Origin of the sequence: Pseudomonas sp. GD04015 (assembly GCF_029837675.1) — a bacterium.
Classification (GTDB): domain Bacteria; phylum Pseudomonadota; class Gammaproteobacteria; order Pseudomonadales; family Pseudomonadaceae; genus Aquipseudomonas; species Aquipseudomonas paralcaligenes.
The window spans coordinates 1-22563 of sequence record NZ_JAOEEE010000020.1; the positions used below are offsets into that span (position 1 = coordinate 1).

Genomic DNA, 22563 nt, shown 5'->3' on the forward strand with positions numbered 1-22563 from the left:
GGCGATGCCGCCCCATCTATCCATTTCGATCAATCAGGAAACAGCCATGTCGGAATCAAGGGACTATCTGGAGATGACCTTCCGCTCGATCCAGTGCTTCAGCGATGACGGGCGCCTGGATGCCCAGGAGCTGAAGGCGCTGCTGGAGATCGCCGAGCGCGACGGGGTGATCGACGATAACGAGGTCCGGGTGCTGCGCAAGATCATCGCGCAGGTCCGGCCGGAGGAAATCGACGCGGCGCTGCGCGACAAGATCGCCAAGGTCGAGAAGAAGATCGGCGGGTAGCGCGCGGGGTGGGCAGGCCCACAGCATGTCCACCCATCGCCTAGGGCCCGAATACGCAGATCCAGGAAGAGCACGATGTCGGACGCACATACACAGGACGTATTGGACAAGGCCGTCGCCGAAGGCGGCGCCTACGAGGTGCTGCACAAGCGTCTGGAGGACCAGGGCCAGCGCCTGCGGCAGACCGCCGAGCAACTCAACCGGCAGCGCCTGGAGGAGTTCGGCAGCAGCCAGATGGAGGTGATCGGCCGGGTCCGCATCCGCACCGAGAACAACTGCATCGCCCGCGACATCGTCCAGGTCGGCGACTGCCTGCTGTTCGGCTACAACGTGTTCATCGGCCTGAAGAAGGAGACCGGCGTCGCCGACGTGTTTTCCCTCTACCGGCTGGTGGGCGAGGGCGATGCCTACGAGGCCGAGCCGGTGCCGCTGGAAGGCACCTTCCTGGCCGCGCCCGGCTTCGTCAACGACTTCAACGAGCTGTACAGCTACTACAAGAATACCCGCCTGCTGCAGCTCGCCATCCGCGACGGCAAGCTGCTGGCGAGCTTCCAGATCGGCGAGCGGATCACCGACATCCGCGTGTTCCGCTGGTCGATCTCCCTCGACGGCAAGGACGTCCGCTACATCGACAACCGCGGCGAGCGCGATATCGCGCTGCCGGCGCCGTTCGACTTCGAGTGGTCCCGGGCCACCCGCGAGATGGTGGTGGAAGGCCGCCATCCGCACCTGAACATCCTCGACACCCTGTTCGTCGAGACCATCGGCGGCGACCTCACCATCAAGGTGGAGAACAACACCGAGGACGGCCTGGGCATCTACCGCGAAGAGGTGATGGACAAGACCCAGTCGCTGGACGACGCCCAGGTCGAGTTCGCCCGCCTGGGCAGCCTGGTGCTGCTCAAGGTGCTGCCGTACCGCGAGGAGCGCTGGCGCTACCTGGTGTACAACGGCCTCACCGGCAAGGTGGAGCGCATCGACGCCATCGGCCAGGCCTGCGTCCAGCTGCCGGAAGACCACGGCATCATCTTCCCCGGCGGCTACTACCTGCAGAACGGCGAGTACAAGACCTTCGAGCAGTCCATGGCCGGCATGCGCTTCAAGCGCGCCGTGCGCTCGCCCAACGGCGAGGACGTGCAGTACATCTTCTACCACCCGGAAGAAGGCCGCTCGGTACTGCTCACCTACAACATGATCAACCGCCAACTGCAGAACCCGATCTTCGGCCACGGCTACGCGCGCCTGGAGGACGGGCGCACGGTGATCTTCTCCGCCGAAGGCGAGGAGCCGACCCGCATCCACCCCATGCAGATCTGGCAGACGCCGTTCTGCAGCGACGAATTCGCCGCCCGCCAGCCGGCGCGCAGCGGCTTTCTCGGCAAGATCGGCAACGCCGAGCTGGTGCGCGGCATCTCCGACCTCTACGACCTGTGCCGCGAGATCGACGCGCCCTCGGTGTCGGTGCAGCGCTACAGCCTGCTGTGCCAGAACACCCGCCGCCTGTTCGACACCTACCACTGGCTGGCCAGCGAGCAGCTGGCCGGGCTGGCCCCGTTGCTGCGCGAGATCGCCGCCACCGCCGAGCTGGTGCTGGACGAGTACGAGAAGGTCGAGAGCATCCGCAAGCAGTCGGCCCAGGCCATGGTCGACGCCGAGAGCCGCCACAAGACGCTGCTCGATAGCCTGCTGCCGGACAGCTGGGACCAGGCGCAGAGCTTCGTCGACGCCCTCAACGGCATCACCGCCCAGCGCGGCCTGCTGCTGACCATCCGCGAATACCGCTACATCGACCTGGAACGCCTGGACGCCATGGAGGCCGAGCTGCTGGCCGCCCAGGAGCGCATCTCGGCGGCCACCGCCAGCTTCCTCGCCGACGACAGCGCCCTGCAGCCCTTCGTGGTGCGCCTGCAGGGCCTCGACGAGCAGGCGCAGAAGGCCGAGACCGTGGCACAGCTGGCCGAGCCGATGGCCGCCCTGCAGACCATGGCCGCCGACCTGGACATGCTGTCCGGCCTGATGGCCGGGCTGAAGATCGAGGACGCCACCCAGCGCACCCGCATCGTCGAATCCATCTCCGAGATCTACGCCCGCCTGAACCAGGCCAGGGCGCGCGCCGAGCAGCGCCGCAAGGGCCTGGGTTCGAGCGAGACGGTGGCGCAGTTCGGCGCCCAGTTCAAACTGTTCAGCCAGGGCATCACCAACGCCCTCGGCCAGGCCCAGGACCCGGAGCGCTGCGACGAGCAGCTGGCCCGCCTGCTGGTGCAGCTGGAGGAACTGGAGAGCCAGTTCGGCGACCAGGAGCAGTTCCTCGGCGACATCATGGCCAAGCGCGAGGAACTGCTGGAGACCTTCGAGGCGCACAAGCAGGCGCTGCTCGACGAGCGCCAGCGCAAGGCCCAGGGCGTGCTCGACGCCGCCCGGCGCATCCTCGACAGCCTGGGCCGGCGCACCGCCCGGTTCACCCAGGCCGAGGAACTCAACGCCTTCTTCGCTGCCGACCCGCTGATCCTCAAGCTGCGCGAGATGACCGAGCGCCTGCGCGAGCTGAAGGACAGCGTCAAGGCCGACGACATCGAGGCGCGCCTCAAGGGTGCCCGCGACCAGGCGGTGCGTGCCCTGCGCGACAAGAGCGAACTGTTCGAGGCGGGCGGCAACGTCATCAAGCTCGGCCCGCGCCACCGCTTCAGCGTCAACACCCAGGAGCTGGACCTGACCCTGCTGCCGCGCGGCGACCAACTCTACCTGCACCTGACCGGCACCGACTTCCTCGAACCGCTGGAGAACCCCGAACTGGAGGCGCTCAAGCCGTTCTGGCAGGTGGCGCTGGAGTCCGAATCCGAGCAGCTGTACCGCGCCGAGTATCTGGCCGGCGAGGTGCTGGCCGCCGCCGACGAGGGCCGCGAGGGGCTGAGCCTGGAGCGTCTCAAGCCGCTGCTGGCGCAGCCGGACGAGCTGGCCAGGCTGATCCGCGACTTCGCCGCGCCGCGCTACAAGGAAGGCTACGAGAAGGGCATCCACGACCACGACGCTGCCGTCATCCTCGCCCAGTTGCTGCCCCTGCGCGACAGTGCCGGCTTGCTGCGCTACGGCGCCGAGGCGCGCGCGCTGGGCTGCCTGTTCTGGGACCTGCGCCGGGACACCGACGGGGCCGCCCAGTGGCCGGAGCGGGCGCGCACCAGCCGCCATATCCAGCAGCTGTTCGGCGGCCGCGACGGGTTGCAGCAGTTGCAGGAGGAGATCGCCGAGGCGCTGCATGCCTTCCTCGCCGAACAGCCGCTGGGGCTGGACGAGGCGGTGGTGGGCGAGGCCGCCGAATACCTGGTGCAGGAGCTGGCCGCCGAGCGCGTCGAGTTCGTCTTCAGCAAATACGCCAGGCAGCTGCAGGGAGGTCTCAAGCTGCGCCTGCAGGGCGCGCGCATGTGGGACGACTACCAGCAGGCCCTGGAACGCCTGGACGGTCGGCCGGCGGCGCAGTGGGCGCTGGCCGGCAACTGGCTGCGCGGCCTGTGCGCCCAGGACGAGTTCGCACCGCTGGCCGGCTACGTGGCCGAGGCGGTGGCGCTGTCGCTGCTGGGGGAGGGTTTCCCCGGCCGCGTCACCGAGGTGGACCTGCGCTTCACCGTCACCGACCTGATGGGCGAGCACCCGCGGATCCACGAGCGTCAGTTGGTGCTGGCGGTGGACGACCTGTTCGCCCGCCTGCGCAGCCACCGCGAGGCGTTCCTGCCCGGCCTGCAGCGCTACCAGGCGCTACGCCAGGAAGTGATCGCCCGCGAGCGCGAGGCGCTGCGCCTGTCCGAGTTCAAGGCCAGGCCGCTCAGCTCCTTCGTGCGCAACAAGCTGATCAACGACGTGTACCTGGGCTTCATCGGCGACAACCTGGCCAAGCAGATGGGCACCGCCGGGGAGAACAAGCGTACCGACCTGATGGGCCTGCTGATGCTCATCTCGCCGCCCGGCTACGGCAAGACCACCCTGATGGAGTACGTCGCCCACCGCCTGGGCCTGATCTTCATGAAGATCAACGGCCCGGCCCTGGGCCACGAGGTGCGCTCCATCGATCCGGCCCAGGCGCCGGACGCCACTTCGCGCCAGGAGCTGGAGAAGCTCAACCTGGCGCTGGAAATGGGCAACAACGTGATGCTGTATGTCGACGACATCCAGCACACTCACCCGGAGTTCCTGCAGAAGTTCATCTCGCTGTGCGACGGCACCCGGCGCATCGAGGGCGTATGGAAGGGCCGCACCCGGACCTACGACATGCGCGGCAAGAAGTTCTGCGTGATCATGTCCGGCAACCCGTACACCGAGTCCGGCGATGTCTTCAAGATCCCCGACATGCTCGCCAACCGCGCCGACATCTATAACCTCGGCGACACCCTGGGCGGTATGCAGGAAGCCTTCTCCCTGTCGTACATCGAGAACGGCTTGACCTCCAACCCGGTGCTGGCGCCGCTGGCGACCCGCGACATGGCCGACGTCTACCGCTTCGTCGCCAAGGCCGAGGGCAAGCCGTTCTCCGCCAACGAGCTGAGCCATGGCTACAGCGGCGCGGAGATCAACGAGATCGTCAGCACCCTGCAGCGCCTGATGCAGGTGCGCGACGTGGTGGGCCGGGTCAACCAGCAGTACATCGCCAGCGCCGCCCAGGCCGACCAGTACCGCAGCGAGCCGCCGTTCAAGCTGCAGGGCAGCTACCGCAACATGAACAAGATGGCCGAGAAGATCAGCGCGGTGATGAACGACGCCGAGCTGCTGCAGCTGATCGCCGACCACTACCAGGGCGAGTCGCAGCTGCTCACCACCGGCGCCGAGGAGAACCTGCTCAAGCTGGCCGAGCTGCGTGGCAATATGACGGAAGAACAGCGTGCCCGCTGGGAGCAGATCAAGCGCGACTTCCTGCGCAACAAGGCCATGGGTGGCAGCGACAGCGACGTCGGCGCCCGCGTGGTGGCTCAGCTCAACGATCTGGTGGAAGGCATCCGTGCCCTGCAGCGCGAGCCGCAGAAGCAGCAGGAGATTCCCTGGGCCGAGCTGCTGGCCGGCCTGGAGCGGCTCGGGACCCTGCAGCCCCAGGTGGACGTGGCCGTGCAGGCGCCGCCCCAGCCCGGCGTGCAGGTGCTGCTGGAGCGGGTCGCCGAGACCCTGCAGAACAGCTTCCTGCCGCTGATGAACGCCATGGACAAGAAGATCGAGATCGACCTGCGCACCCATGGCCGCATGGGCGAGATGGCCCAACGCCTGCGCGAGCTGGGCCAGTTCCTCGGCGCGCCGCAGTCGCCGACCGAGCCGGGGCCGGAAAAGGCGTGACGGCCTGGCTGGCGCCCCGTCTGCGGCTGCTGATCGGCATCGCCGCGGCGCTGCTGGCGCTGCAACTGGTCAACGGCCTGAGCGGCCACGCCCTCAACGCCTGGGGCGTGCTGCCACGGCGGGTCGACGGCCTGCCCGGCATCCTCCTGGCGCCCTGGCTGCACGCCGGCTGGTGGCACCTGCTGAACAACCTGCCGGGCCTGATGCTGCTGGGCTGGCTGGCGCTGCTCGGTTCGCTGCGCCAGTTCCTCGCTGCCAGCGCCTTCATCATCGTCGGCAGCGGGGCGCTGGTCTGGCTGTTCGCCCGGCCGGGGCTGCACCTGGGCGCCAGCGGCTGGGTGTTCGGCCTGTGGGGCCTGCTGCTGGCGCGGGCCTGGTTCGAGCGCAGCCTGGCCAGCCTGCTGATCGCCCTGCTGGTACTGCTCTACTACGGCGGCTGGTGGCTCGGCCTGCTGCCGAGCCGGGACATCTCCTTCGAATACCACCTGTTCGGTGCCCTGTGCGGCGTGCTGTTCGCCGCCCTGACTCGGCGCCGGCGCCCGACCTGAGGATGTGGACATGGACTTCGCCCGTCTCGACCAGCAACTGCGCGACAGCCTGGTCGACCTCAAGCTGAGCAACGAGGAGCGCGACGAGCTGCGCCAGCTCGGCACCGACCTGGGCCCGGACCAGGTGCGCTACCTGCGTAACCGTGCCTTCGACCTGGTGCGCGACCTGGCGCTGACCGATCCCGCCAACGTGTTGCCGGCGCTGAAGTGGCTGGAGCAGGTGGTGCGTACTCTCGACCTGGCCGCCACGCCACCGCGCCCGGCGGTCGCCAGCGCCCACTTCAGCCCCGGCGAGGACTGCCTGCGCAAGATCCGCGAGCTGTGCCGCCAGGCGCGCGAGTCGGTGGACATCTGCGTCTACACCATCTCCGACGACCGCCTCAGCGACGAGATCGCCGCCTGCCACCGCCGGGGCGTGGCGGTGCGGGTGATCAGCGACGACGAGAAGCAGCACGACGAAGGCAGCGACGTCCTGCGCCTGATCGCCCAAGGCGTGCCGCTGCGCATCGACCACAGCCCGTTCCACATGCACCACAAGTTCGCCCTGTTCGACCGGCGCATCCTGCTCAACGGCAGCTTCAACTGGACCCGCAGCGCCAGCACCAGCAACGAGGAGAACCTGCTGGTGATCGACCATCCGCAACTGGTGGCCGACTATGCGCGGGTGTTCGAGTCGCTCTGGACGCGCTACGCCCGCTGATGGCCAGTTGATTGCTTCCTCTGGCTTCGCCGAACGGCGCCACGTAAAGTGGCGGGAATTTTGACCGTTCGTGTAGTTATCGCTTCATGCCTCTAGTGCCAGAGCGCCGTTCGCGGGTGAGCGGAGGTGCATCATGCAGCTGAACCTCGCCACCCTGGTGATGCTGGACATCTACGTACTCCTGCTGGTCAGCGTGCTGATGCTGCACGCCTGGACCCGTGGGCGCGACCGCACGCTGGGCTACCTGGCGGCGGCACTGGTGATCGGTGCCCTCGGGGCGCTGGTCGGCACCCTGCGCGGAGTGGGCATCGACTGGGTGCCCATCGTCTTCAGCAACCTGCTGGTGCTGTTCAGCGCGGCCCTGGCCTGGACCGCCCTGCGGGTGTTCACCGGGCGCTCGCCCTGTCGCTGGGGCATGCTGGCCGGCGGCGCGGTGTGGCTGCTGCTGTGCCTGGTGCCGGCCTTCCACCAGGCGCTGTCGCTGCGCATCACGCTCAGCTCCCTGCTGATGGCCGCCTATGCCGTTCTCGGCGCCTGGGAGCTGTGGCGCAGCAGGCTGCAACTGGAGGTGGACTACCGGCCGACCCTGGCCCTGGTGCTGCTCCACGCCGGTTTCTATATCGTGCGCGCCTTTCTCGACCGGGACATGCCGTTCGACCCGGAGGGGCAGAGCACCACCTTCTTCTCCCTGGTGGTGCTGGAGACGCTGCTGTACGCCATCGGCCTGGCCTTCGTCACCCTGTCGATGGTCAAGGAGCGCGCCGAGCTGCTGTACAAGAGCGCGGCGCTGCGCGACCCGCTGACCGGCATCGGCAACCGTCGCGCCTTCGTCGACGCGGCCGGCCGGCTGCTCGCCGACTGCGCGCACCTGCGTCGGCCGGCCGTGCTGCTGCTGTGCGACCTCGACCACTTCAAGAAGGTCAACGACAGCTTCGGCCACGCAGCCGGCGACCAGGCCCTGGCCGACTTCGGCCAGATCCTGATGGACCGCTCCCGCCAGCACGACATCTGCGCGCGGATCGGCGGCGAGGAGTTCGTCTGCCTGCTGGCGGGGGCCGACGCCTCCGCGGCGCTGTCCCTGGCCGAGCGGATTCGCAGCGAGTTCGCTTCTCTACCGTTCGTCGCCGCGGGCCAGCTGAGCGTCAGCATCGGCATCGCCGAGGCGGCCCAGGCCGGCTACCAGCTCGACCGCCTGCTGTCGCTGGCGGACGAGGCGCTCTACGCGGCCAAGGCGGCCGGGCGCAACCGGGTGGAGCTGTACCGGGCAGAGCCCCGGTGAGAGCCTGCCCGGAATCTGTCGCGCCCCGCTGAAATCCCCTGTGGGAGCGGCCTCGGCCGCGAAGCCTGCGCCGTTTCGCCCGCTGCGTTGCCGAACGGGGCGGATGTTTCCTCACCCAAGAGATCGTGAACAGGCTGCGGGGCGAATCGGGTAGACTTGCCGCCTTTTCGAGCCGCCGGAAGCCTGCCCATGGCCCTGCAAGCCACGCCCTACAAAGTCGAACTCAATCTCACCGACCTCGACCGCAACGTCTACGAGAACCTGCGCTTCACCGTCGCCAGGCATCCCTCGGAGACCGAGGAGCGCCTGGCCGTGCGGCTGATCGCCTACGCGCTGTGGTACCACGAGCAACTGGCCTTCGGTCGCGGCCTGTCCGACGTCGACGAGCCGGCGCTGTGGGAGAAGAGCCTGGACGACCGCGTGCTGCACTGGATCGAGGTCGGCCAGCCTGACGCCGAGCGCATCACCTGGTGCTCCCGGCGCACCGAGAAGTTCAGCCTGCTGGCCTACGGCAACCTGCGGGTATGGCAGAGCAAGGTGCTCGACGGCGTGCGCAGCCTGAAGAACATCAACGTGGTCGGTGTGGACCAGGAGGCCCTGGAGAACCTGGCCCGCGACCTGCCACGCTCGCTCAGCTGGAGCGTGATGATCAGCGACGGCCTGCTGTACGTCACCGACGAGCGCGGCCAGCACGAGATTCCCCTGGAGTGGCTGGCTGGCGAGCGCTGAGTCCTCCCCTCTCCCCCTGGGAGAGGGGCCGGGGGTGAGGAGCCACCCGGCAGCTCCGAGCCGCCCGCAATACCCTCACTCCAACCCTCTCCCAAGGGGAGAGGGGGTGGTCCTACGAATCAACAGGCTTCTTCTTTCATGCGTATCGATCTCCGCCCGCTCCCCGACACCCTGCCTGACCTGGGCAACCTGCCGCCCCTGCTGACCCGTCTCTACGCGGCCCGTGGCGTGCGCTCCGCCGAGGAACTGGACAAGGGCCTGGCGCGGCTGATCCCGTACCAGCGGCTGAAGGGCATTGATGCGGCGGTGGAACTGCTGGTGCAGGGCCTGGAGCGGCGCGAGCGCATCCTCTTCGTCGGCGACTTCGACGCCGACGGCGCCACCGCCAGCTCGGTGGGCGTGCTCGGCATGCGCATGCTCGGCGCGGCCCACGTCGACTACCTGGTGCCGAACCGCTTCGAGTACGGCTACGGCCTGACCCCGGAAATCGTCGCCGTGGCCCTGGAGCGCCGGCCCGACCTGCTGGTGACGGTGGACAACGGCATCTCCAGTGTCGACGGCGTGGCTGCGGCCAAGGCCGCCGGGCTGCGGGTGCTGGTCACCGACCACCACCTGCCGGGGCCGGAACTGCCGGCGGCCGACGCCATCGTCAACCCCAACCAGCCGGGCTGCGACTTCCCCAGCAAGTCGCTGGCCGGGGTCGGGGTAATCTTCTATGTGCTGCTGGCCCTGCGCGCGCGGCTGCGCGAGGTCGGCTGGTTCGCCCGTGCGGGCATCGCCGAGCCCAACCTGGGCGAGCTGCTCGACCTGGTCGCCCTGGGCAGCGTGGCCGACGTGGTGCCGCTGGACGCCAACAACCGCATCCTGGTCCACCAGGGCCTGGCGCGCATCCGCGCCGGCCGGGCCAGGCCGGGGCTGCGGGCGATTCTGGAAGTGGCCGGGCGCCAGCATGGGCGGATCAGTTCCACCGACCTCGGCTTCATCCTCGGCCCGCGGCTGAACGCGGCGGGACGCCTGGACGACATGAGCCTGGGCATCGAGTGCCTGCTGTGCGAGGACGAGGCCCTGGTACGCGACATGGCCCAGCAGTTGGACGACCTGAACAAGGACCGCAAGGCCATCGAGCAGGGCATGCAGCGCGAGGCCCTGGCTCAGCTCCGCGACCTGCCGGTGGAGAGCCTGCCGTTCGGCCTCTGCCTGTTCGAGCCGGACTGGCACCAGGGGGTGATCGGCATCCTCGCCTCACGCCTGAAGGAGCGCTACCACCGCCCGGCCATCGCCTTCGCCGACGCCGGCGACGGCCTGCTCAAGGGGTCGGCCCGCTCGGTGCCCGGCCTGCACATCCGCGACGCGCTGGACGCCGTGGCGGCGCGCCACCCCGGGTTGATCAGCAAGTTCGGCGGCCACGCCATGGCCGCCGGCCTGTCGCTGCCCCAGGGCCACTACGGCGCCTTCGCCAGCGCCTTCGACGCGGAAGTGCGCCGCCAGCTGACCGAGGACGACCTCACCGGCCGCCTGCTGTCCGACGGCCAGCTGGGCACCGAGGAGTTCCACCTGGAGCTGGCCAAGGCCCTGCGCCATGCCGGCCCCTGGGGCCAGCACTTCCCCGAGCCGCTGTTCCACGGCGTGTTCCAGATCGTCACCCAGCGGGTGGTGGGCGAGAAGCACCTCAAGCTGGTGGTGAAGACCGAATGCGGCGGCCAGACCCTGGACGGCATCGCCTTCAACATCGACCGCGAGGTATGGCCAAACCCCAACGTGCGCTGGGTGGAGCTGGCCTACAAGCTGGACGTCAACGAGTACCAGGGACGCGAGAGCGTCCAGCTGATGGTGGCGCACCTGGCGCCACGCTAGATCGCCAGATCGGCGGGCGCGCCGGCCTCGGCCAGCGTCCTCGCGTTGACGTCCTGCCAGCGCGACAGCAATTGGGGCGTCTGCTTCGACCTGCGCTGCGGCGCGCTGCCGAAGAAGATGCCGTGGTTGTTGAAGGCGTAGACCGGTAGCAGGTCGCCGCGCTGGCCGGCGGGCAGGATCTGCGCGCGCAGGTTGTCGAGGATCAGCGGCTCGGCGCGCTCGTCACCGTAGTAGGCCAGCACCATGTGGGCACGCTGTTGTTCCAGTGACTTGACGAAGGTCAGGCGCAGGCGCTCGCTGGGCACACCCAGGCGGACCAGGCCGAAGTACTTGGCGATGGCGATGTCCTCGCAGTCGCCACGCCCGCGACCCAGGGTCTCCTGCGGGGTAGCCCAGTAGTCGGCCTGGCCCCAGATGTCCTGGTCCTCCCCGTGCTGCACGCTACGATTGACGAAGCGGTTGACCCGCTCCAGCAGGGCGCGCTCGTCGTCGCCACCCTGTTCCAGCAACTGCTGCCAGGCCTGCAGGCGGCCGGCGGCGAGGGCGTCCGCCAGCGCGTCGCCGGCGTCGGCGGGCGTGCCGCACAGGGCGAGCGCGAGCCCTAGCAGGCCGAGCAGCCGGCGACGCGAGGAAGGGCGGGGCGAGGCGTGGGGCATGGGCGGCGGCTCCGGCCGCCGGGGTGGCGGTGTCCGGGCGATCCTGAAAGATCGTCGCCGCCACGGATGTGACCTGCCCCACCGTTTAGGGCGATGGCGGGCCGCCGGCGTGCGGATTCCCGAACTGGATCACGCTCCGTCGGAGGCGGCCGGCCGGTTGCCCGCGGCAATATCTGGAAGCACTGCGCCGCGAGCCGGGCGGCGATGCCGGCGATTAGAATCGACCGACCTCATGGAACGGCTACCCCTGAAGGAGGGCCCAGATGAACACTCGTGGATTGCTCGACCAATTGCTCAAGTCCGGCCAGGACCTGCTGCAGCAGAAATCCGGTGCCTCGTCGTCCGCTGGCCTGGGCGGCCTGCTCGGCAGCGTGACCGGCGCCGGCAAGGCGGGCGGCGGCGACCTCGGCAGCCTGCTCAAGGGCGCCGGTGGCGGCGCGCTGGCGGCGGGCGCCCTGGGCATGCTGCTGGGCAACAAGAGCGCGCGCAAGCTGGGCAGCAAGGCCCTAACCTACGGCGGCCTGGCGGCCCTCGGGGTGATCGCCTACAAGGCCTACGGCAACTGGCAGGCCCAGCAGCAGGGTGGCACGCAGCCGCTCGTCGAGCCGCAGACCGTCGACCGCCTGCCGGCGCCCCAGGCCGAGGTGCACAGCCAGGCCATCCTCAAGGCGCTGGTGGCGGCGGCCAAGGCCGATGGCCACGTGGATGCCCGCGAACGCCAGCTGATCGAGGAGCAGATCGGCGCGCTGGCGGGCGACCCCGAGCTGGTGCGCTGGTTGGAAGCGGAACTGAACAAGCCGCTCGACCCGGGCGAGGTGGCGCGCGCCGCCAGCACCCCGGAAATCGCCGCGGAGATGTACATCGCCAGCGTGCTGATGGTGGACGAGGAACACTTCATGGAGCGCGCCTACCTGGAAGAGCTGGCCCGCCAGCTCAAGCTGGAGCCCTCGCTCAAGGCCGAACTGGAAGCCCAGGTCCGCCGCGAACTGGTCAGCTGACATCCCCGCCGGGGTTCCGGGCCTCGGCCTGGAACTCCGCGCGATTGCGCCCGGCCTGCTTGGCCCGGTACAGCGCCTGGTCGGCCAGCTCCAGGGCACCTTCCAGCACCTCGTGGTCCCGTGGCCACAACGCGCCGCCGATGCTGCAGCCGATGCGCACTTCGTGGCCGTCGATCAGCACTGACTGGCGCAGGCCCTGCAGCACCCGTTCCGCCACCTCCCGCGCCTGTTCCAGCGCATCGCCTTCTGCCACCCGCAGCACCATCACGAATTCGTCGCCGCCCAGGCGCGCGACCAGATCGCCCTCGCGCAGGCAGCCGCGCAGGCGCACGGCCACATGCTTGAGCAACTGGTCGCCGGCGGCGTGGCCGAACTGGTCGTTGACCGGCTTGAAGCCGTCCAGGTCGATGTAGAGCAGGGCCAGGCCGCGCTCGTGGCTCCTGGCCTGGCGCAGGAAATTCTCCAGCGCGGCGCGGTTGGCCAGGCCGGTCAGCGGGTCGCTGTAGGCCTTGTTCTCCATCAGGCCTAGGGCATTCTGCTGGCGGCTCAGGCTCTCCACCAGCTGGCGGATCGACTGGCTGAGCATGGCGATCTCGCGTGGGCTGTCGAGGTCGGGGATCACGGCGATCCGCCCGGCGCTGAGGCGGTCGGCGGCCCTGGCGATCTGCCGCAGTGGGCGGGTGAAGTAGCCGGCCGTCAGCCAGCCGATGGCGGCGAACAGCAGCGCCAGGGCAACGCCCCAGAGCACGATGCGCTGGCCGATCTCGTGTGCCGGGGCGTAGGCCTCGTCCAGCGCCTGGCGCGCCACCACGATCCAGCCCAGGCCCGCGTAGTCCTGGTAGCCCTGGCTGGCGGCGAAGCCGGTCAGGTAGTCCTCGCCGTCCGGCCAGCGCTGCACGGCCCACTGGCCAGCCGGGTCGAGCGGGCGGCGCAGTTCGGCCAGGTCCAGCTTCTGGCCGATCATCGGCTTGGGCCCGAGCAGCACGGTGTGGTCGCTGCCGAGGATCAGGAACTCGACGTTGCGCCGCCGCTGGATCGGCTCCAGCAGCGACTGGCGCACCTCGTCGGCCCAGGCCCATGACAGGTGTGAGGCCAGCACGCCGGCCAGCCGGTCGTCCGGGCCGTACACCGGCAGGCTGATGTCGACGAACTTCATCGCCTCGCCGCTCGGGTTGGGCAGCAGCTTGGCCAGCAGCACCGCCTCGTGCACGTCGCCGATGAACAGCTCCTTGTAGCCGCGGATGTAGACGGGGCGCTGGGCCAGGCTGACGCCTTCGAGGATGCCGTTGCTGGAGGCCAGGACCACGCCCATCGGGTCGGTGAAGCCGATCCAGGCGATGCTAGGGATTTCCTTCTGCAGGCGGTCGAGCAGCGCGCGGATCTGCCCCGGGTCGTCCGGCTGGCGCAGCACCTGCAGGCTGCCCAGCACCTGCAGGTAGGCGGCGCGGCTGGCCATGTCGCGGTCCAGGCGGTCGATCATCTGCAGCGAGACTTCGGTCAGGTCGCGCCCCACGTCCTCGCGGATGCGGCTGCCCGAGTCGTTGCCGATCAGGGTGCCGAACAGCCAGCTGAGCAGGGTGACCAGCAGGGCGATGAGCAGGGCGAAATGGCTGCGCAGACTGAAGGCTGGGCGCATGAACGGCGACTCCGGATGCTGTCCGCCCAGGCGCGGGCCGATGACGGGGTGGTGAAGGCCTCGCGGCCGCGTCGCTGCATTCCACACAAAGTCCACGCAATCTTCAAACTTTTCCCACGCCGCGTCCGCAGCATCCCGCCATCGACAAACGTTCGCGGGAGATGGATATGTTGCGCACATTCTGCAGCCGGGCAGTGCTGGGGCTGCTCCTGCTGGCCTGTTCGACCCTGGTGGCGGCCCAGCAGGAGCACAGCCAGAGTCCCTATTTCGCGGTGGAGGGCGGCGACCCAGGCGTTGACAGTCTGCCGCTCAAGGCCACCGAGGTGCAGGTGCGCATCCTCGGCGTGATGGCCGACGTGCGGGTGGTGCAGCGCTACCGCAACGAGGGCCAGCGGGCGCTGGAGGCGCGCTACGTGTTCCCGGGCTCGACCCGCGCGGCGGTGTACGGCATGACCGTGCGCCTGGGCGAGCGCGAGTTGCGCGCGCAGATCCGCGAGAAGCAGAAGGCGCGGGCGGAGTACCAGCAGGCCAGGAGCGCCGGCAAGACCGCGGCGCTGCTGGAGCAGCAGCGCGAGAACGTGTTCCAGATGCAGGTCGCCAACATCCTGCCGGGCGACGAGGTGGACGTGGAGCTGCGCTACACCGAGCTGCTGCTGCCGGAGGAGGGCGTCTACCGCTTCGTCTTCCCGACCGTGGTCGGGCCGCGCTACAACGGCCGGCCGGGGAGCGAGAGCCACAAGGCCGAGCCGTGGGTCGCCACGCCCTACCTGGCCGAGGGCCAGGTACCGGCCAGCGGTTTCCGGCTCGATGTCGACCTGGCGGCGCCGACCCCGCTGGAGGATGTCGCCTCGCCCAGCCACCCGCTGCGCAGCGAGCGCCTGGGGCCCAACCGGCTGCGCCTTGGGCTGGGCGACGATGGCCGGCCGGCCAACGATCACGACTTCGTGCTCGACTACCGGCTGTCCGGCGCGGGCTTCCAGAGCGGCGTGCTGCTCGCCGAGGGCGAGGAGGAGAACTTCTTCCTGGCCCTGGTCGCGCCGCCCCGGCGCGCACCCGCCAGCCTGATCGTGCCGCGCGAGTACATCTTCGTGGTGGACATCTCCGGGTCGATGCACGGCTTTCCGCTGGATACCGCCAAGCAGCTGCTGCGCAACCTGATCGGCGGCCTGCGCCCGGCGGACAGCTTCAACGTCCTGCTGTTCTCCGGCAGCAGCCGCATGCTGGCGCCGCAGTCGCAGCCGGCCACGGCGGAGAACGTCGAGACGGCGCTGGCGCTGCTCGACACGCAGATGGGCTCCGGCGGCACCGAGCTGCTACCGGCGCTGCGCCAGGCCCTGGCGATACCGGTGGACGCCGAGCGCTCGCGCAGCTTCGTGGTGGTCACCGACGGCTACGTCACGGTGGAGCGCGAATCCTTCCGGCTGGTGCGCGAGAACCTGGACAAGGCCAACCTGTTCGCCTTCGGCATCGGCAGCTCGGTCAACCGCCAGTTGATCGAGGGCCTGGCCCGCGCCGGCCAGGGCGAGCCGTTCGTGGTGCTCGACGCCGCGTCGGCGGCGCAGGAGGCCGAACGCCTGCGGCGGATGATCGAGGCGCCGCTGCTGGCCAGTCCGAAGCTGAGCTTCGACGGCCTGGAGGTATACGACGTGGAGCCGGCGGTGCTGCCCGACCTGTTCGCCGAGCGCCCGCTGGCGGTGTTCGGCAAGTGGCGCGGCCCGGCCCGGGGCAACCTGCGGGTGGAGGGCCACGGCAGCGGCGGGCCGTTCCACGCCGAGGTGCCCATCGTGGCGGCGCAGGTGCAGCAGGGCGGCCAGGCGCTGGCGCACCTGTGGGCGCGGCGAAAGGTCGCCAGCCTGGTCGACCAGGAGACCCTGGAGGGCGGCTACGTCCATAGCCAGGCGATCCTCGACTTCGGCCTCAGGTACGGCCTGCTGACGCCCTACACCTCGTTCGTCGCCGTGGACGAGCAGGTGCGCAACCCGCAGCCGGGCGAGGCGGCCAAGGTCGCCCAGCCATTGCCGCTGCCCCAAGGCGTGAGCAACCAGGCGATCGGCGCGCCGGTGCCGAGCACGCCGGAGCCGGAGGCCTGGGCCATGCTGCTGGTCGCCGCGCTGGGCATGGGCTGGATGGCGAGGCGCCGCGCCCGTGGCTGATGAGCGGGCACGGCGCGGCCTGCCGGGCTGGAGCTGGCTGCTGCTGGCGACCCTGGCGCTGTGGCCGCTGTGGGCGTGGAGCGCGCGGCGCCTGGGCGATGGCTCGGACGACCCCTACGGCATCGTCGCGCTGGGCGCGCTGCTGCTGGTGCTGTGGCGCGAGCGGCGTGGCTTTCTCGTGGCGCCACGTACCGGCTGGCTGCTGGCGGGGGCCGCGCTGGCCGCCCTCGCGGCGCTGAGCCAGGGCTTTTGGCCGCCGTTGCCCCGCGCCGCCCTGGGCGTGCTGGCGGTGCTGGGCGTGGCCATGGCGCTGCGCGGCAGCGGGCAACCGCGCCTGGCCTGGTTCGGCCTCGGCCTGCTGGCGCTGCCGCTGTTGTCCTCGCTGCAGTTCTACCTCGGCTATCCGCTGCGTCTGCTCACCGCCGAGGCCAGCGCTTGGCTGCTGCGCGGCGGCGGCCTGGTCGTTTCCCGTCAGGGCAGCGCGCTGGAGGTCGGCGGGCAGCTGGTGATGGTCGATGCCCCCTGTTCCGGCATCCAGATGGCCTGGGTCGCCTACTTCACCGCCTTCGCCAGCGCCGCCTGGCTGCGCCTGCCGGACCGCCTGCTGTTGCGGCGCATCCCCTTGCTCGGCGCACTGGTGCTGGTCGGCAACATCCTGCGCAACAGCCTGCTGGTGTTGCAGGAAACCGGCCGCCTGGGCTGGCCGGGGTGGATGCACGAGGGCATCGGCCTGCTGGTGTTCGTCGTGGTCTGCGCCCTGGTGATGCGCATCGTCACCGCCGGCAATTGGATTCCCGTATCGCCGTCGGCACGGCTGACCATCGAGACCGTGCCGGGCCTCTGGCAGGCGGGGCTGGCGCTGGTGTTCGTCGGCCTGGGCGGCTGGCCGCTGCTGCAGGCCGAGGCGGAACCGCCGCGCGCCCTGGCCAGCGCCATCGAGTGGCCGCAGCGCCTGGCAGGCCGCGAGTTGCGCCCGCTGGCGTTGTCGCCGGTCGAGCTGCGCTTCGCCGCGCAATTCCCCGGCGCCATCGGCCGTTTCAGTGACGGCGAGCGCGTGGTCAGCCTGCGCCACGTCACCCGGCCGACCCGCAAGCTGCATCCGGCGGCGGACTGCTTTCGAGGGCTCGGCTACCGCATCGGTGCCCAGGTGCTGCAACGCCGTGTCGATGCCGTCGGCGGGGCAACGCCCGGGCTGCAACGCTGCTTCGTCGCCGAAGGGCCCGGCGGCCCGCTGCGGGTCTGCGAGTACATCGAGGACGCCGCCGGCGCCAGTTTCAGCGATCACTCGGCCTGGTACTGGAGCGCGCTGGCCGGCCGCTCGCCCGGCCCCTGGCTGGCGGTGACCACGGCCGAGGCGATCCCCTGATAGACTCCCTCCAGTTCATCGGGAGGCGGACATGGCACGGCGGGCGACTCTGGGCGCACTGGTTCTGACACTCACCGGCCAGGGCGCGCTGGCCGGCGAACTGCTGCTCGACCAGCGCGCCCTGTTGCTGGACGACAGCCGCCTGCCGCGTGAGGCGGCGCTGGACCGTCTGCAACAGGTGCGCTTCGCCTTCCGCGAGAGGCAGGCGCAGGAGGGCGAGTGGCCGCTCTGGTCGCGGGCCTACGGTATCCGCGGTTCCTGGGACGGCGGCCTGCGACGCGACGGCGAGGGGCTGGTGCTGGGCCTGGATCGTCCGCTGGGCGGGCAGTGGATGGGTGGGGCATTGGCCTCGGTGGCCCGCGCCCGGCTGGAGGCCGACGACCACGCGGACAGCGACAGCGCGCACCTGGGTCTGTACGCTGCCACTCGGGTCTACAACCAGCTGGGCTTCAAGCTAGGCGTGCTGCACGGCTGGCACGAGCTGGAGCGGGGCGAGCGGGCGCGCAGCTGGCAGCTGTTCGGCGAGAGCAGCTTCGCCCTCGACTTCCGCGACTTCACCCTGGAGCCCTTCGCCGGCCTGGCCTACGTCCGGCTCGACGCACCCGCGCAGCAGGCCCGCCGGCTGCGCCTGCCGGGTGCCGACGAGGAGAGCGGCCATCTCACCCTCGGCTGGCGCCTGGCCGCGCCGTGGTACGCGCAGGGCGGCAAGTGGGTCGGCCGCGCCAGCCTGGCGCTGCGCCAGGACCTGGGCAGCGACCGGCTCGCCAGCCGCGCCTGGAGCGAGGAGGGCGAGGCGCTGCGCCTGCGGGGGCGCGAGTTCGAGCGCGCCAGCCTGCGCCTGGACCTGAGCCTGGACCGCGAGCTGGGCGAGAACGCCTACCTGGGCCTGACCTACGCCGGCCACTATGCCGAAGACGCCCGCGACAACGCCCTGGCGGCGCGCCTGAGCCTGAAGTTCTGAGCGCTGCCCGACACGGTCTTGCGCTGGCGTTTCAGCGCCCTGCCAGCATGCTTCCGGCCACTTCAATGGCCATCTGCCGGTTTGCCACCACACGCATGGGGAAGCGATAGAGGGTTTTGGATACCGTTTGCAGGCGCTCTTTCAGCAGCGTTTGCAGGGCGCTGTCGTCGGTGATGTACACGTAGCCCTGGCAGAGCTGGTTGAGCGGCACCTTGTGCTTTTTGATCCACAGGATCGCGGCCTTTTCATCGGCGTGGGGTTCGTCGTCATGGTCGTGGCTGGGCGGGCTCCAGATCGCCACGAAGGGCTGTTGCCGGGCCAGCAGCCCATCCAGCCCGGCGAGCAGGCGGGCGACCCGCTCGGGTTCATGCAGCTCGGGAAAGCGGATGAAGGCCATGGGCCAGGCCGTGAGGTCGAAAAAGTCCGGGTCGGGTTGCGCCGGCATGTTCAGTGCTCCAGGTAGACAGGTTGCAGCGCCACGGCGACCAGCAGCAAGGCGGCAGCACCAGCGAGGTAGAAGGGCGTCCAGCCGATATGGCCGATCAGGTTGGCGGCCGCGATCGTCGCCAGGGTGCTGGCGAAGCGGCCGATGCCGTAATAGGCGGCGTAGTCGGTGGCCGGCTGGCTACCGGATGACCAGCCGAGAATCATGCTGGCGAGGGTGACGTAGATGCCGCCAACTCCCGCGCCGAGCAGCAGCGTGCCGAGCATGGCCGCTGTTGGCTGGTGCAGGGTCAGCCCCGTGCCGATGGCGCACAGGGCCAGCAGCGCCAGGCCGACGAACAGGCGCATGCTGATTAACAGGCCGCAGCGCTTCATCAGCGCGATGGCGAGCAGCGACGCCAGCAGCATGCTGAGTGGGCCAAGGGTGCCGATGATCCAGCCGATGCGCTCGATGCTGACGCCCAGGTCGAGCAGCATCAGCCGGCCGAGGCCGGCCAGGGGAAAGATGACGCAGCAGGTCAGGCTCAGCAGGGCGATGCGCCGGCGCGCCGCTGGCTGGCGGAACAGCGCGGGCAGGCTGGCCGGGCGCGCTTGTGCGACGTGCGCCTGGGGGGCGCGTGGCAGCAGGCAGATCGGCAGGAGCAGGGCGGCCAGCACGACCGCCAGCAGGACGAACGCAGTCTGCCAGCCGACCCGCTCGAACAGCGCGACGAACACGCCGCCGCCGAGCATGGCCCCGAAGGACAGGGCCGCCAGCTTGCTGCCGGAGGCCGCTGGCCGCCAGGCGGCATCGACCCGTTGCACCGCCAGCGCATCCAGGGCCAGGTCCATGGTCGCGATCGCCAACGAGGCGAGCATGCCCAGGCAGAACAACTGCCACTGCGGCCGCTCGGCTGCGCCGGCCACCAGCAGCAGGGTGGCGACGGCGAGCAACTGCATCGTCACGATCAGGCTCATATCACCGCTGCGTCGGCGCAAACGGTCGATCAGCGGTGCCCACAGGAAGGTCAGGCCGAACGGCAGAAACAGCAGGTACAGCCAGCCGGCCGAAGCCAGGCTCAGCCCCTGGCTGCGCATGATGGTCGGCATGCCGCCGTTGACCACGCCCATGATCATGCCGAAGCCCACATACAGCGCATTGAGTGCCAGCAGGATGTGCAATTGCCCCTTGGCGGTCGGGGTCAGGCTCACCATTGGTAGTTCAGCGAGGCATAGACCGTCCTGCCGTTGCCGTAATTGCAGAAGTTGTTGCTCAGGCAGGTGACGTAAGTCTTGTCGGCGAGGTTGTTGGCATTGAGCTGGACGCTGATGCCGTCGAGCCGGCCATCCAGGACGCCGAAGTCGTATCTGGCCATGGCGTCGAGCAGGGTATAGCCAGGCACATCCAGGCGGCGTGCGCCGGGGGTGAACGCTGTTGGGCTGTAACCGCCGACGGCCTCGCCGATGTAGCGCACGCCAGCGCCGATGGTCAGGCCGTCGAGTGCGGGGTGGGCGAGGCGATGGTCCAGCCACAGCGAGGCGCTGCGATCGGGAATGCCGATAGGCGAATCGCCTTTGTCGACGCCCACGCTCTGGCTGACCTTGGCATCGGTATAGCTCAGGGCGGCGATGAGCTGGGTGCGCTGGTCGAGGCTGGCCTTGCCTTCCAGTTCGATGCCCTTGGAGCGTATCTCGCCGGTCTGGTAGCGCATGAGCGGGTTGACGGTGGCGACCACGTCCTGCTGGGTGATGTCGAAATAGGCGAGGGTGAACAGCCCGTCGAAGCTGGCCGGCTGGTATTTCAGGCCCAGTTCGTACTGCTTGGAGGTGGTCGGCGTCAGGGCCTTGCCCAGGTGATCGGTACCGCTGACCGGCAGGAAGGAGGTGGCATAGCTGCCATAGGCCACCAGTTGTTCGGTGAAGTTGTACAGCAGGCCCAGCTTGCCGCTGAAGGCGCTGTCCCGCTGACGCTGGCTGACCGCAGTGCGGTTGTCGTCGGTGTCGGTGTGTACGCGATCGTAGCGACCGCCCAGCAGCAGGCCCCAGTTGCCCAGTTGCAGTTGGTCCTGCACGTAGACCGCGTTCTGTTCGATGGCCTGGTCCTGGTCGATGAACGGGCCGAGGTTCAGCGCTGTGGCAATGCCGTAGCGCGGGTTGAGGTAGTCGATGGACGGTGCGCTGCCGTAAAGCCGCTTTTGCGCGGAGTCGATGTTCTGATGCTCCCAGCCCATCAGCAGCGTGTGTTGCAGAGTGCCGGTGGTGAATCGAGATTGCAGTTGCAGGTCCGAGACGATGCCGGCTATCGACTCGTCCGTCGCCAGCGCATAGCGGCGGATGGTGTGGTTGTCCGCCTCCAGGGCTGCGGTGGCAACGTCCTTGCTGATCGCGTCGGCCCTGAGGTAGCGCAGGTGATGGCGCAGGCTCCAGGTGTCGTCGAGGTCGTACTCGAATTCATAGCCCAGTGCGTACTGTTCGCGGTCGTACTCGGAAAATGCCGGGTCGCCGTCGTTGAAATCCCGGGGAATCTGCCCGGCAGGGCTTTTCCACAGGCTGCCCACGGTCGGCAGGATGCCGTAGTAGCCGCCTTCCGGGTCTTTCTGGTAGCTGCTGAGCAGGGTCAGGCGGGTGCGCTCGTTGGGCTTGAGCGTCAGCGACGGGGCGATGTAGTAGCGCTCTTCCTCGCTGTTGACCACCTGGGTATCGGCCACCTTGCCGAGCGTTACCAGGCGATAGAGCAGCGTGCCTTCTTCATTGGCCGGGCCGGACAGGTCCAGTGCGGCCTGGTAATGATCGTGGCTGCCAAGCTGCAACTGCGCTTCGCCGCGCGCGTAGTCGGTGGGGCGCTTGGATACGGCGTTGACCAGCCCGCCGGGCATGGCGGTGCCGTACAGGGTCGAAGACGGCCCCCGGAGCAGCTCGATGCGTTCGCTGCCCCAGGCTTCTACCTGGGGAATGGCATAACCGGGGCCGCGCAGCAGGCGCAGGCCATCCTGGAAGATGATCGGGTCGCTGGGGGAGCCGAAACCCCGGATATAGGGGATGTCGTAGCGGGTCGAGGAACCGCGCACTTCCGGCGACAGCCCGGCGGCATAGCGCAGCGACTGGGTGAGGCTGTGCGCGCCCTGCGCCTGGGCCTGCTGCGCGCTGATCACGGTCACCGCCTGCGGGGTGCGCAGCAGGCTGGTGTCGGTCTTGGTGGCGCTGGCGCTGCGTTGGGCGATATAGCCGGCGACCGGCCCCTGGGGCGTTTCATTGATTTGGCTGGCGGCGATGTAGGTGTCCGGCAGCGTGGTCAGCTCATCCGCAATCAGGCTCAGCCGATACTGCGCCGGCCCGGTTTGCTCGGTGGTCAGCCCGGTGTCGGCAAGAATCGTCGCCAACCCGCTGTGGATGCTATGGGTTCCTTGCAGCCCTTGGCTGACCCGGTCGCGGGTCAGGTTGCCATCCACCGCCAGGAGGATGCCGGTGGCGGCGGCGAACTGGTTGAGTACCTGGTCCAGACGGCCGGCGGGAATGGCGAACTGCATCTGTTGCAGGCTCTGCGTGGCTGGCTGGGCCTGTGCGTAGCTGCCGGTGATGGCGGTAGCCAGGCAACCGAGTAGTAGCAGCGCTGGCGCGTGAGGTTGCGTTGTGCGGGTTGGCATGATGTGTCCTTGTGAGGGGC

Annotated in this window: 16 protein-coding genes; 11 read left to right on the forward strand and 5 right to left on the reverse strand. The window is 69.4% G+C overall.

The window, feature by feature from the left end:
- The first annotated feature begins 46 nt into the window (after positions 1 to 46).
- The 7 genes from N7640_RS16565 to recJ all read left to right on the forward strand — a co-directional run bounded on the left by N7640_RS16565 (position 47) and on the right by recJ (position 10706).
- Positions 47 to 286, forward strand: a complete 240-nt coding sequence (locus N7640_RS16565) for a hypothetical protein (RefSeq protein WP_220814438.1) — start codon at positions 47 to 49, stop codon at positions 284 to 286.
- 75 nt (positions 287 to 361) lie between these two features.
- Entirely contained in the window at positions 362 to 5596 is a 5235-nt protein-coding gene (locus N7640_RS16570; protein ID WP_279903928.1) for a DNA repair ATPase, read from the forward strand.
- Positions 5593 to 6144, forward strand: a complete 552-nt coding sequence (locus N7640_RS16575) for a rhomboid family intramembrane serine protease (RefSeq protein WP_220814440.1) — start codon at positions 5593 to 5595, stop codon at positions 6142 to 6144. Before N7640_RS16570 ends, N7640_RS16575 begins: the two co-directional genes overlap by 4 nt.
- 10 nt (positions 6145 to 6154) lie before the next feature.
- Positions 6155 to 6844 carry a phospholipase D-like domain-containing protein gene (locus tag N7640_RS16580; RefSeq protein ID WP_279903925.1) on the forward strand — a complete coding sequence of 230 codons (690 nt, stop codon included), beginning with the start codon at positions 6155 to 6157 and terminating at the stop codon, positions 6842 to 6844.
- 133 nt (positions 6845 to 6977) lie between these two features.
- On the forward strand, positions 6978 to 8123 hold the full coding sequence (locus N7640_RS16585) for a GGDEF domain-containing protein (protein WP_279903923.1): 1146 nt from the start codon (positions 6978 to 6980) through the stop codon (positions 8121 to 8123).
- 189 nt (positions 8124 to 8312) lie between these two features.
- Positions 8313 to 8852, forward strand: coding sequence for a YaeQ family protein (locus N7640_RS16590; protein ID WP_279903921.1), 540 nt, complete (start codon positions 8313 to 8315; stop codon positions 8850 to 8852).
- A 138-nt stretch (positions 8853 to 8990) separates the two neighbouring features.
- On the forward strand, positions 8991 to 10706 hold the full coding sequence (gene recJ, locus N7640_RS16595) for a single-stranded-DNA-specific exonuclease RecJ (RefSeq protein ID WP_279903919.1): 1716 nt from the start codon (positions 8991 to 8993) through the stop codon (positions 10704 to 10706).
- On the opposite strand, the gene N7640_RS16600 is transcribed toward recJ, so the two are convergent.
- Positions 10703 to 11362: a transglutaminase-like cysteine peptidase gene (locus N7640_RS16600; protein WP_279903918.1), complete on the reverse strand. Its 660-nt coding sequence runs from the start codon at positions 11360 to 11362 to the stop codon at positions 10703 to 10705. The two genes, recJ and N7640_RS16600, sit on opposite strands and share 4 nt — an antisense overlap.
- A gap of 263 nt (positions 11363 to 11625) precedes the next feature.
- Here N7640_RS16600 and N7640_RS16605 point away from each other — a divergent pair, with 263 nt between their 5' ends.
- A complete protein-coding gene (locus N7640_RS16605) occupies positions 11626 to 12360 on the forward strand; it encodes a tellurite resistance TerB family protein (RefSeq protein WP_279903916.1) in 735 nt (244 codons plus the stop codon).
- Here the strand turns inward: N7640_RS16605 and N7640_RS16610 are convergent.
- Positions 12353 to 13996: a sensor domain-containing diguanylate cyclase gene (locus tag N7640_RS16610; RefSeq protein ID WP_279903914.1), complete on the reverse strand. Its 1644-nt coding sequence runs from the start codon at positions 13994 to 13996 to the stop codon at positions 12353 to 12355. The genes N7640_RS16605 and N7640_RS16610 overlap by 8 nt on opposite strands.
- Positions 13997 to 14163: 167 nt before the next feature.
- On the opposite strand from N7640_RS16610, the gene N7640_RS16615 reads away from it, so the two are divergent.
- The 3 genes from N7640_RS16615 to N7640_RS16625 are packed head-to-tail and all read left to right on the forward strand — an operon-like array spanning position 14164 to position 18476.
- On the forward strand, positions 14164 to 16149 hold the full coding sequence (locus N7640_RS16615) for a VIT domain-containing protein (protein WP_279903913.1): 1986 nt from the start codon (positions 14164 to 14166) through the stop codon (positions 16147 to 16149).
- A complete protein-coding gene (gene xrtQ, locus N7640_RS16620; protein WP_279903912.1) occupies positions 16142 to 17515 on the forward strand; it encodes an exosortase Q in 1374 nt (457 codons plus the stop codon). The genes N7640_RS16615 and xrtQ overlap by 8 nt, the downstream gene beginning before the upstream one ends.
- Positions 17516 to 17546: 31 nt before the next feature.
- On the forward strand, positions 17547 to 18476 hold the full coding sequence (locus N7640_RS16625; RefSeq protein WP_279903910.1) for an autotransporter outer membrane beta-barrel domain-containing protein: 930 nt from the start codon (positions 17547 to 17549) through the stop codon (positions 18474 to 18476).
- Positions 18477 to 18507: 31 nt separating this feature from the next.
- Here the strand turns inward: N7640_RS16625 and N7640_RS16630 are convergent, their stop codons facing one another.
- From N7640_RS16630 to N7640_RS16640, 3 genes are read right to left on the reverse strand one after another with little or no spacing between them, the layout of a single operon-like run.
- Positions 18508 to 18921 carry a hypothetical protein gene (locus N7640_RS16630; RefSeq protein WP_220813654.1) on the reverse strand — a complete coding sequence of 138 codons (414 nt, stop codon included), beginning with the start codon at positions 18919 to 18921 and terminating at the stop codon, positions 18508 to 18510.
- Between the two features lie 2 nt (positions 18922 to 18923).
- The gene (locus tag N7640_RS16635; RefSeq protein WP_279903907.1) at positions 18924 to 20114 is read right to left on the reverse strand and encodes an MFS transporter; all 1191 of its coding nucleotides are present in this window, start codon (positions 20112 to 20114) and stop codon (positions 18924 to 18926) included.
- Positions 20108 to 22543 (reverse strand): TonB-dependent siderophore receptor, encoded by a 2436-nt coding sequence (locus N7640_RS16640; RefSeq protein WP_279903905.1) that lies wholly within the window; start codon positions 22541 to 22543, stop codon positions 20108 to 20110. The genes N7640_RS16635 and N7640_RS16640 overlap by 7 nt, the downstream gene beginning before the upstream one ends.
- Positions 22544 to 22563: the final 20 nt, after the last annotated feature.

Coding starts and splice junctions, on each gene's coding strand:
- N7640_RS16565 (WP_220814438.1), top strand. CDS start 47: ATGTCGGAATCAAGGGACTATCTGGAGATGACCTTCCGCTCGATCCAG.
- N7640_RS16570 (WP_279903928.1), top strand. CDS start 362: ATGTCGGACGCACATACACAGGACGTATTGGACAAGGCCGTCGCCGAA.
- N7640_RS16580 (WP_279903925.1), top strand. CDS start 6,155: ATGGACTTCGCCCGTCTCGACCAGCAACTGCGCGACAGCCTGGTCGAC.
- N7640_RS16585 (WP_279903923.1), top strand. CDS start 6,978: ATGCAGCTGAACCTCGCCACCCTGGTGATGCTGGACATCTACGTACTC.
- N7640_RS16590 (WP_279903921.1), top strand. CDS start 8,313: ATGGCCCTGCAAGCCACGCCCTACAAAGTCGAACTCAATCTCACCGAC.
- recJ (WP_279903919.1), top strand. CDS start 8,991: ATGCGTATCGATCTCCGCCCGCTCCCCGACACCCTGCCTGACCTGGGC.
- N7640_RS16600 (WP_279903918.1), bottom strand. CDS start 11,362: ATGCCCCACGCCTCGCCCCGCCCTTCCTCGCGTCGCCGGCTGCTCGGC.
- N7640_RS16605 (WP_279903916.1), top strand. CDS start 11,626: ATGAACACTCGTGGATTGCTCGACCAATTGCTCAAGTCCGGCCAGGAC.
- N7640_RS16610 (WP_279903914.1), bottom strand. CDS start 13,996: ATGCGCCCAGCCTTCAGTCTGCGCAGCCATTTCGCCCTGCTCATCGCC.
- N7640_RS16615 (WP_279903913.1), top strand. CDS start 14,164: ATGTTGCGCACATTCTGCAGCCGGGCAGTGCTGGGGCTGCTCCTGCTG.
- N7640_RS16625 (WP_279903910.1), top strand. CDS start 17,547: ATGGCACGGCGGGCGACTCTGGGCGCACTGGTTCTGACACTCACCGGC.
- N7640_RS16630 (WP_220813654.1), bottom strand. CDS start 18,921: ATGCCGGCGCAACCCGACCCGGACTTTTTCGACCTCACGGCCTGGCCC.
- N7640_RS16635 (WP_279903907.1), bottom strand. CDS start 20,114: ATGGTGAGCCTGACCCCGACCGCCAAGGGGCAATTGCACATCCTGCTG.
- N7640_RS16640 (WP_279903905.1), bottom strand. CDS start 22,543: ATGCCAACCCGCACAACGCAACCTCACGCGCCAGCGCTGCTACTACTC.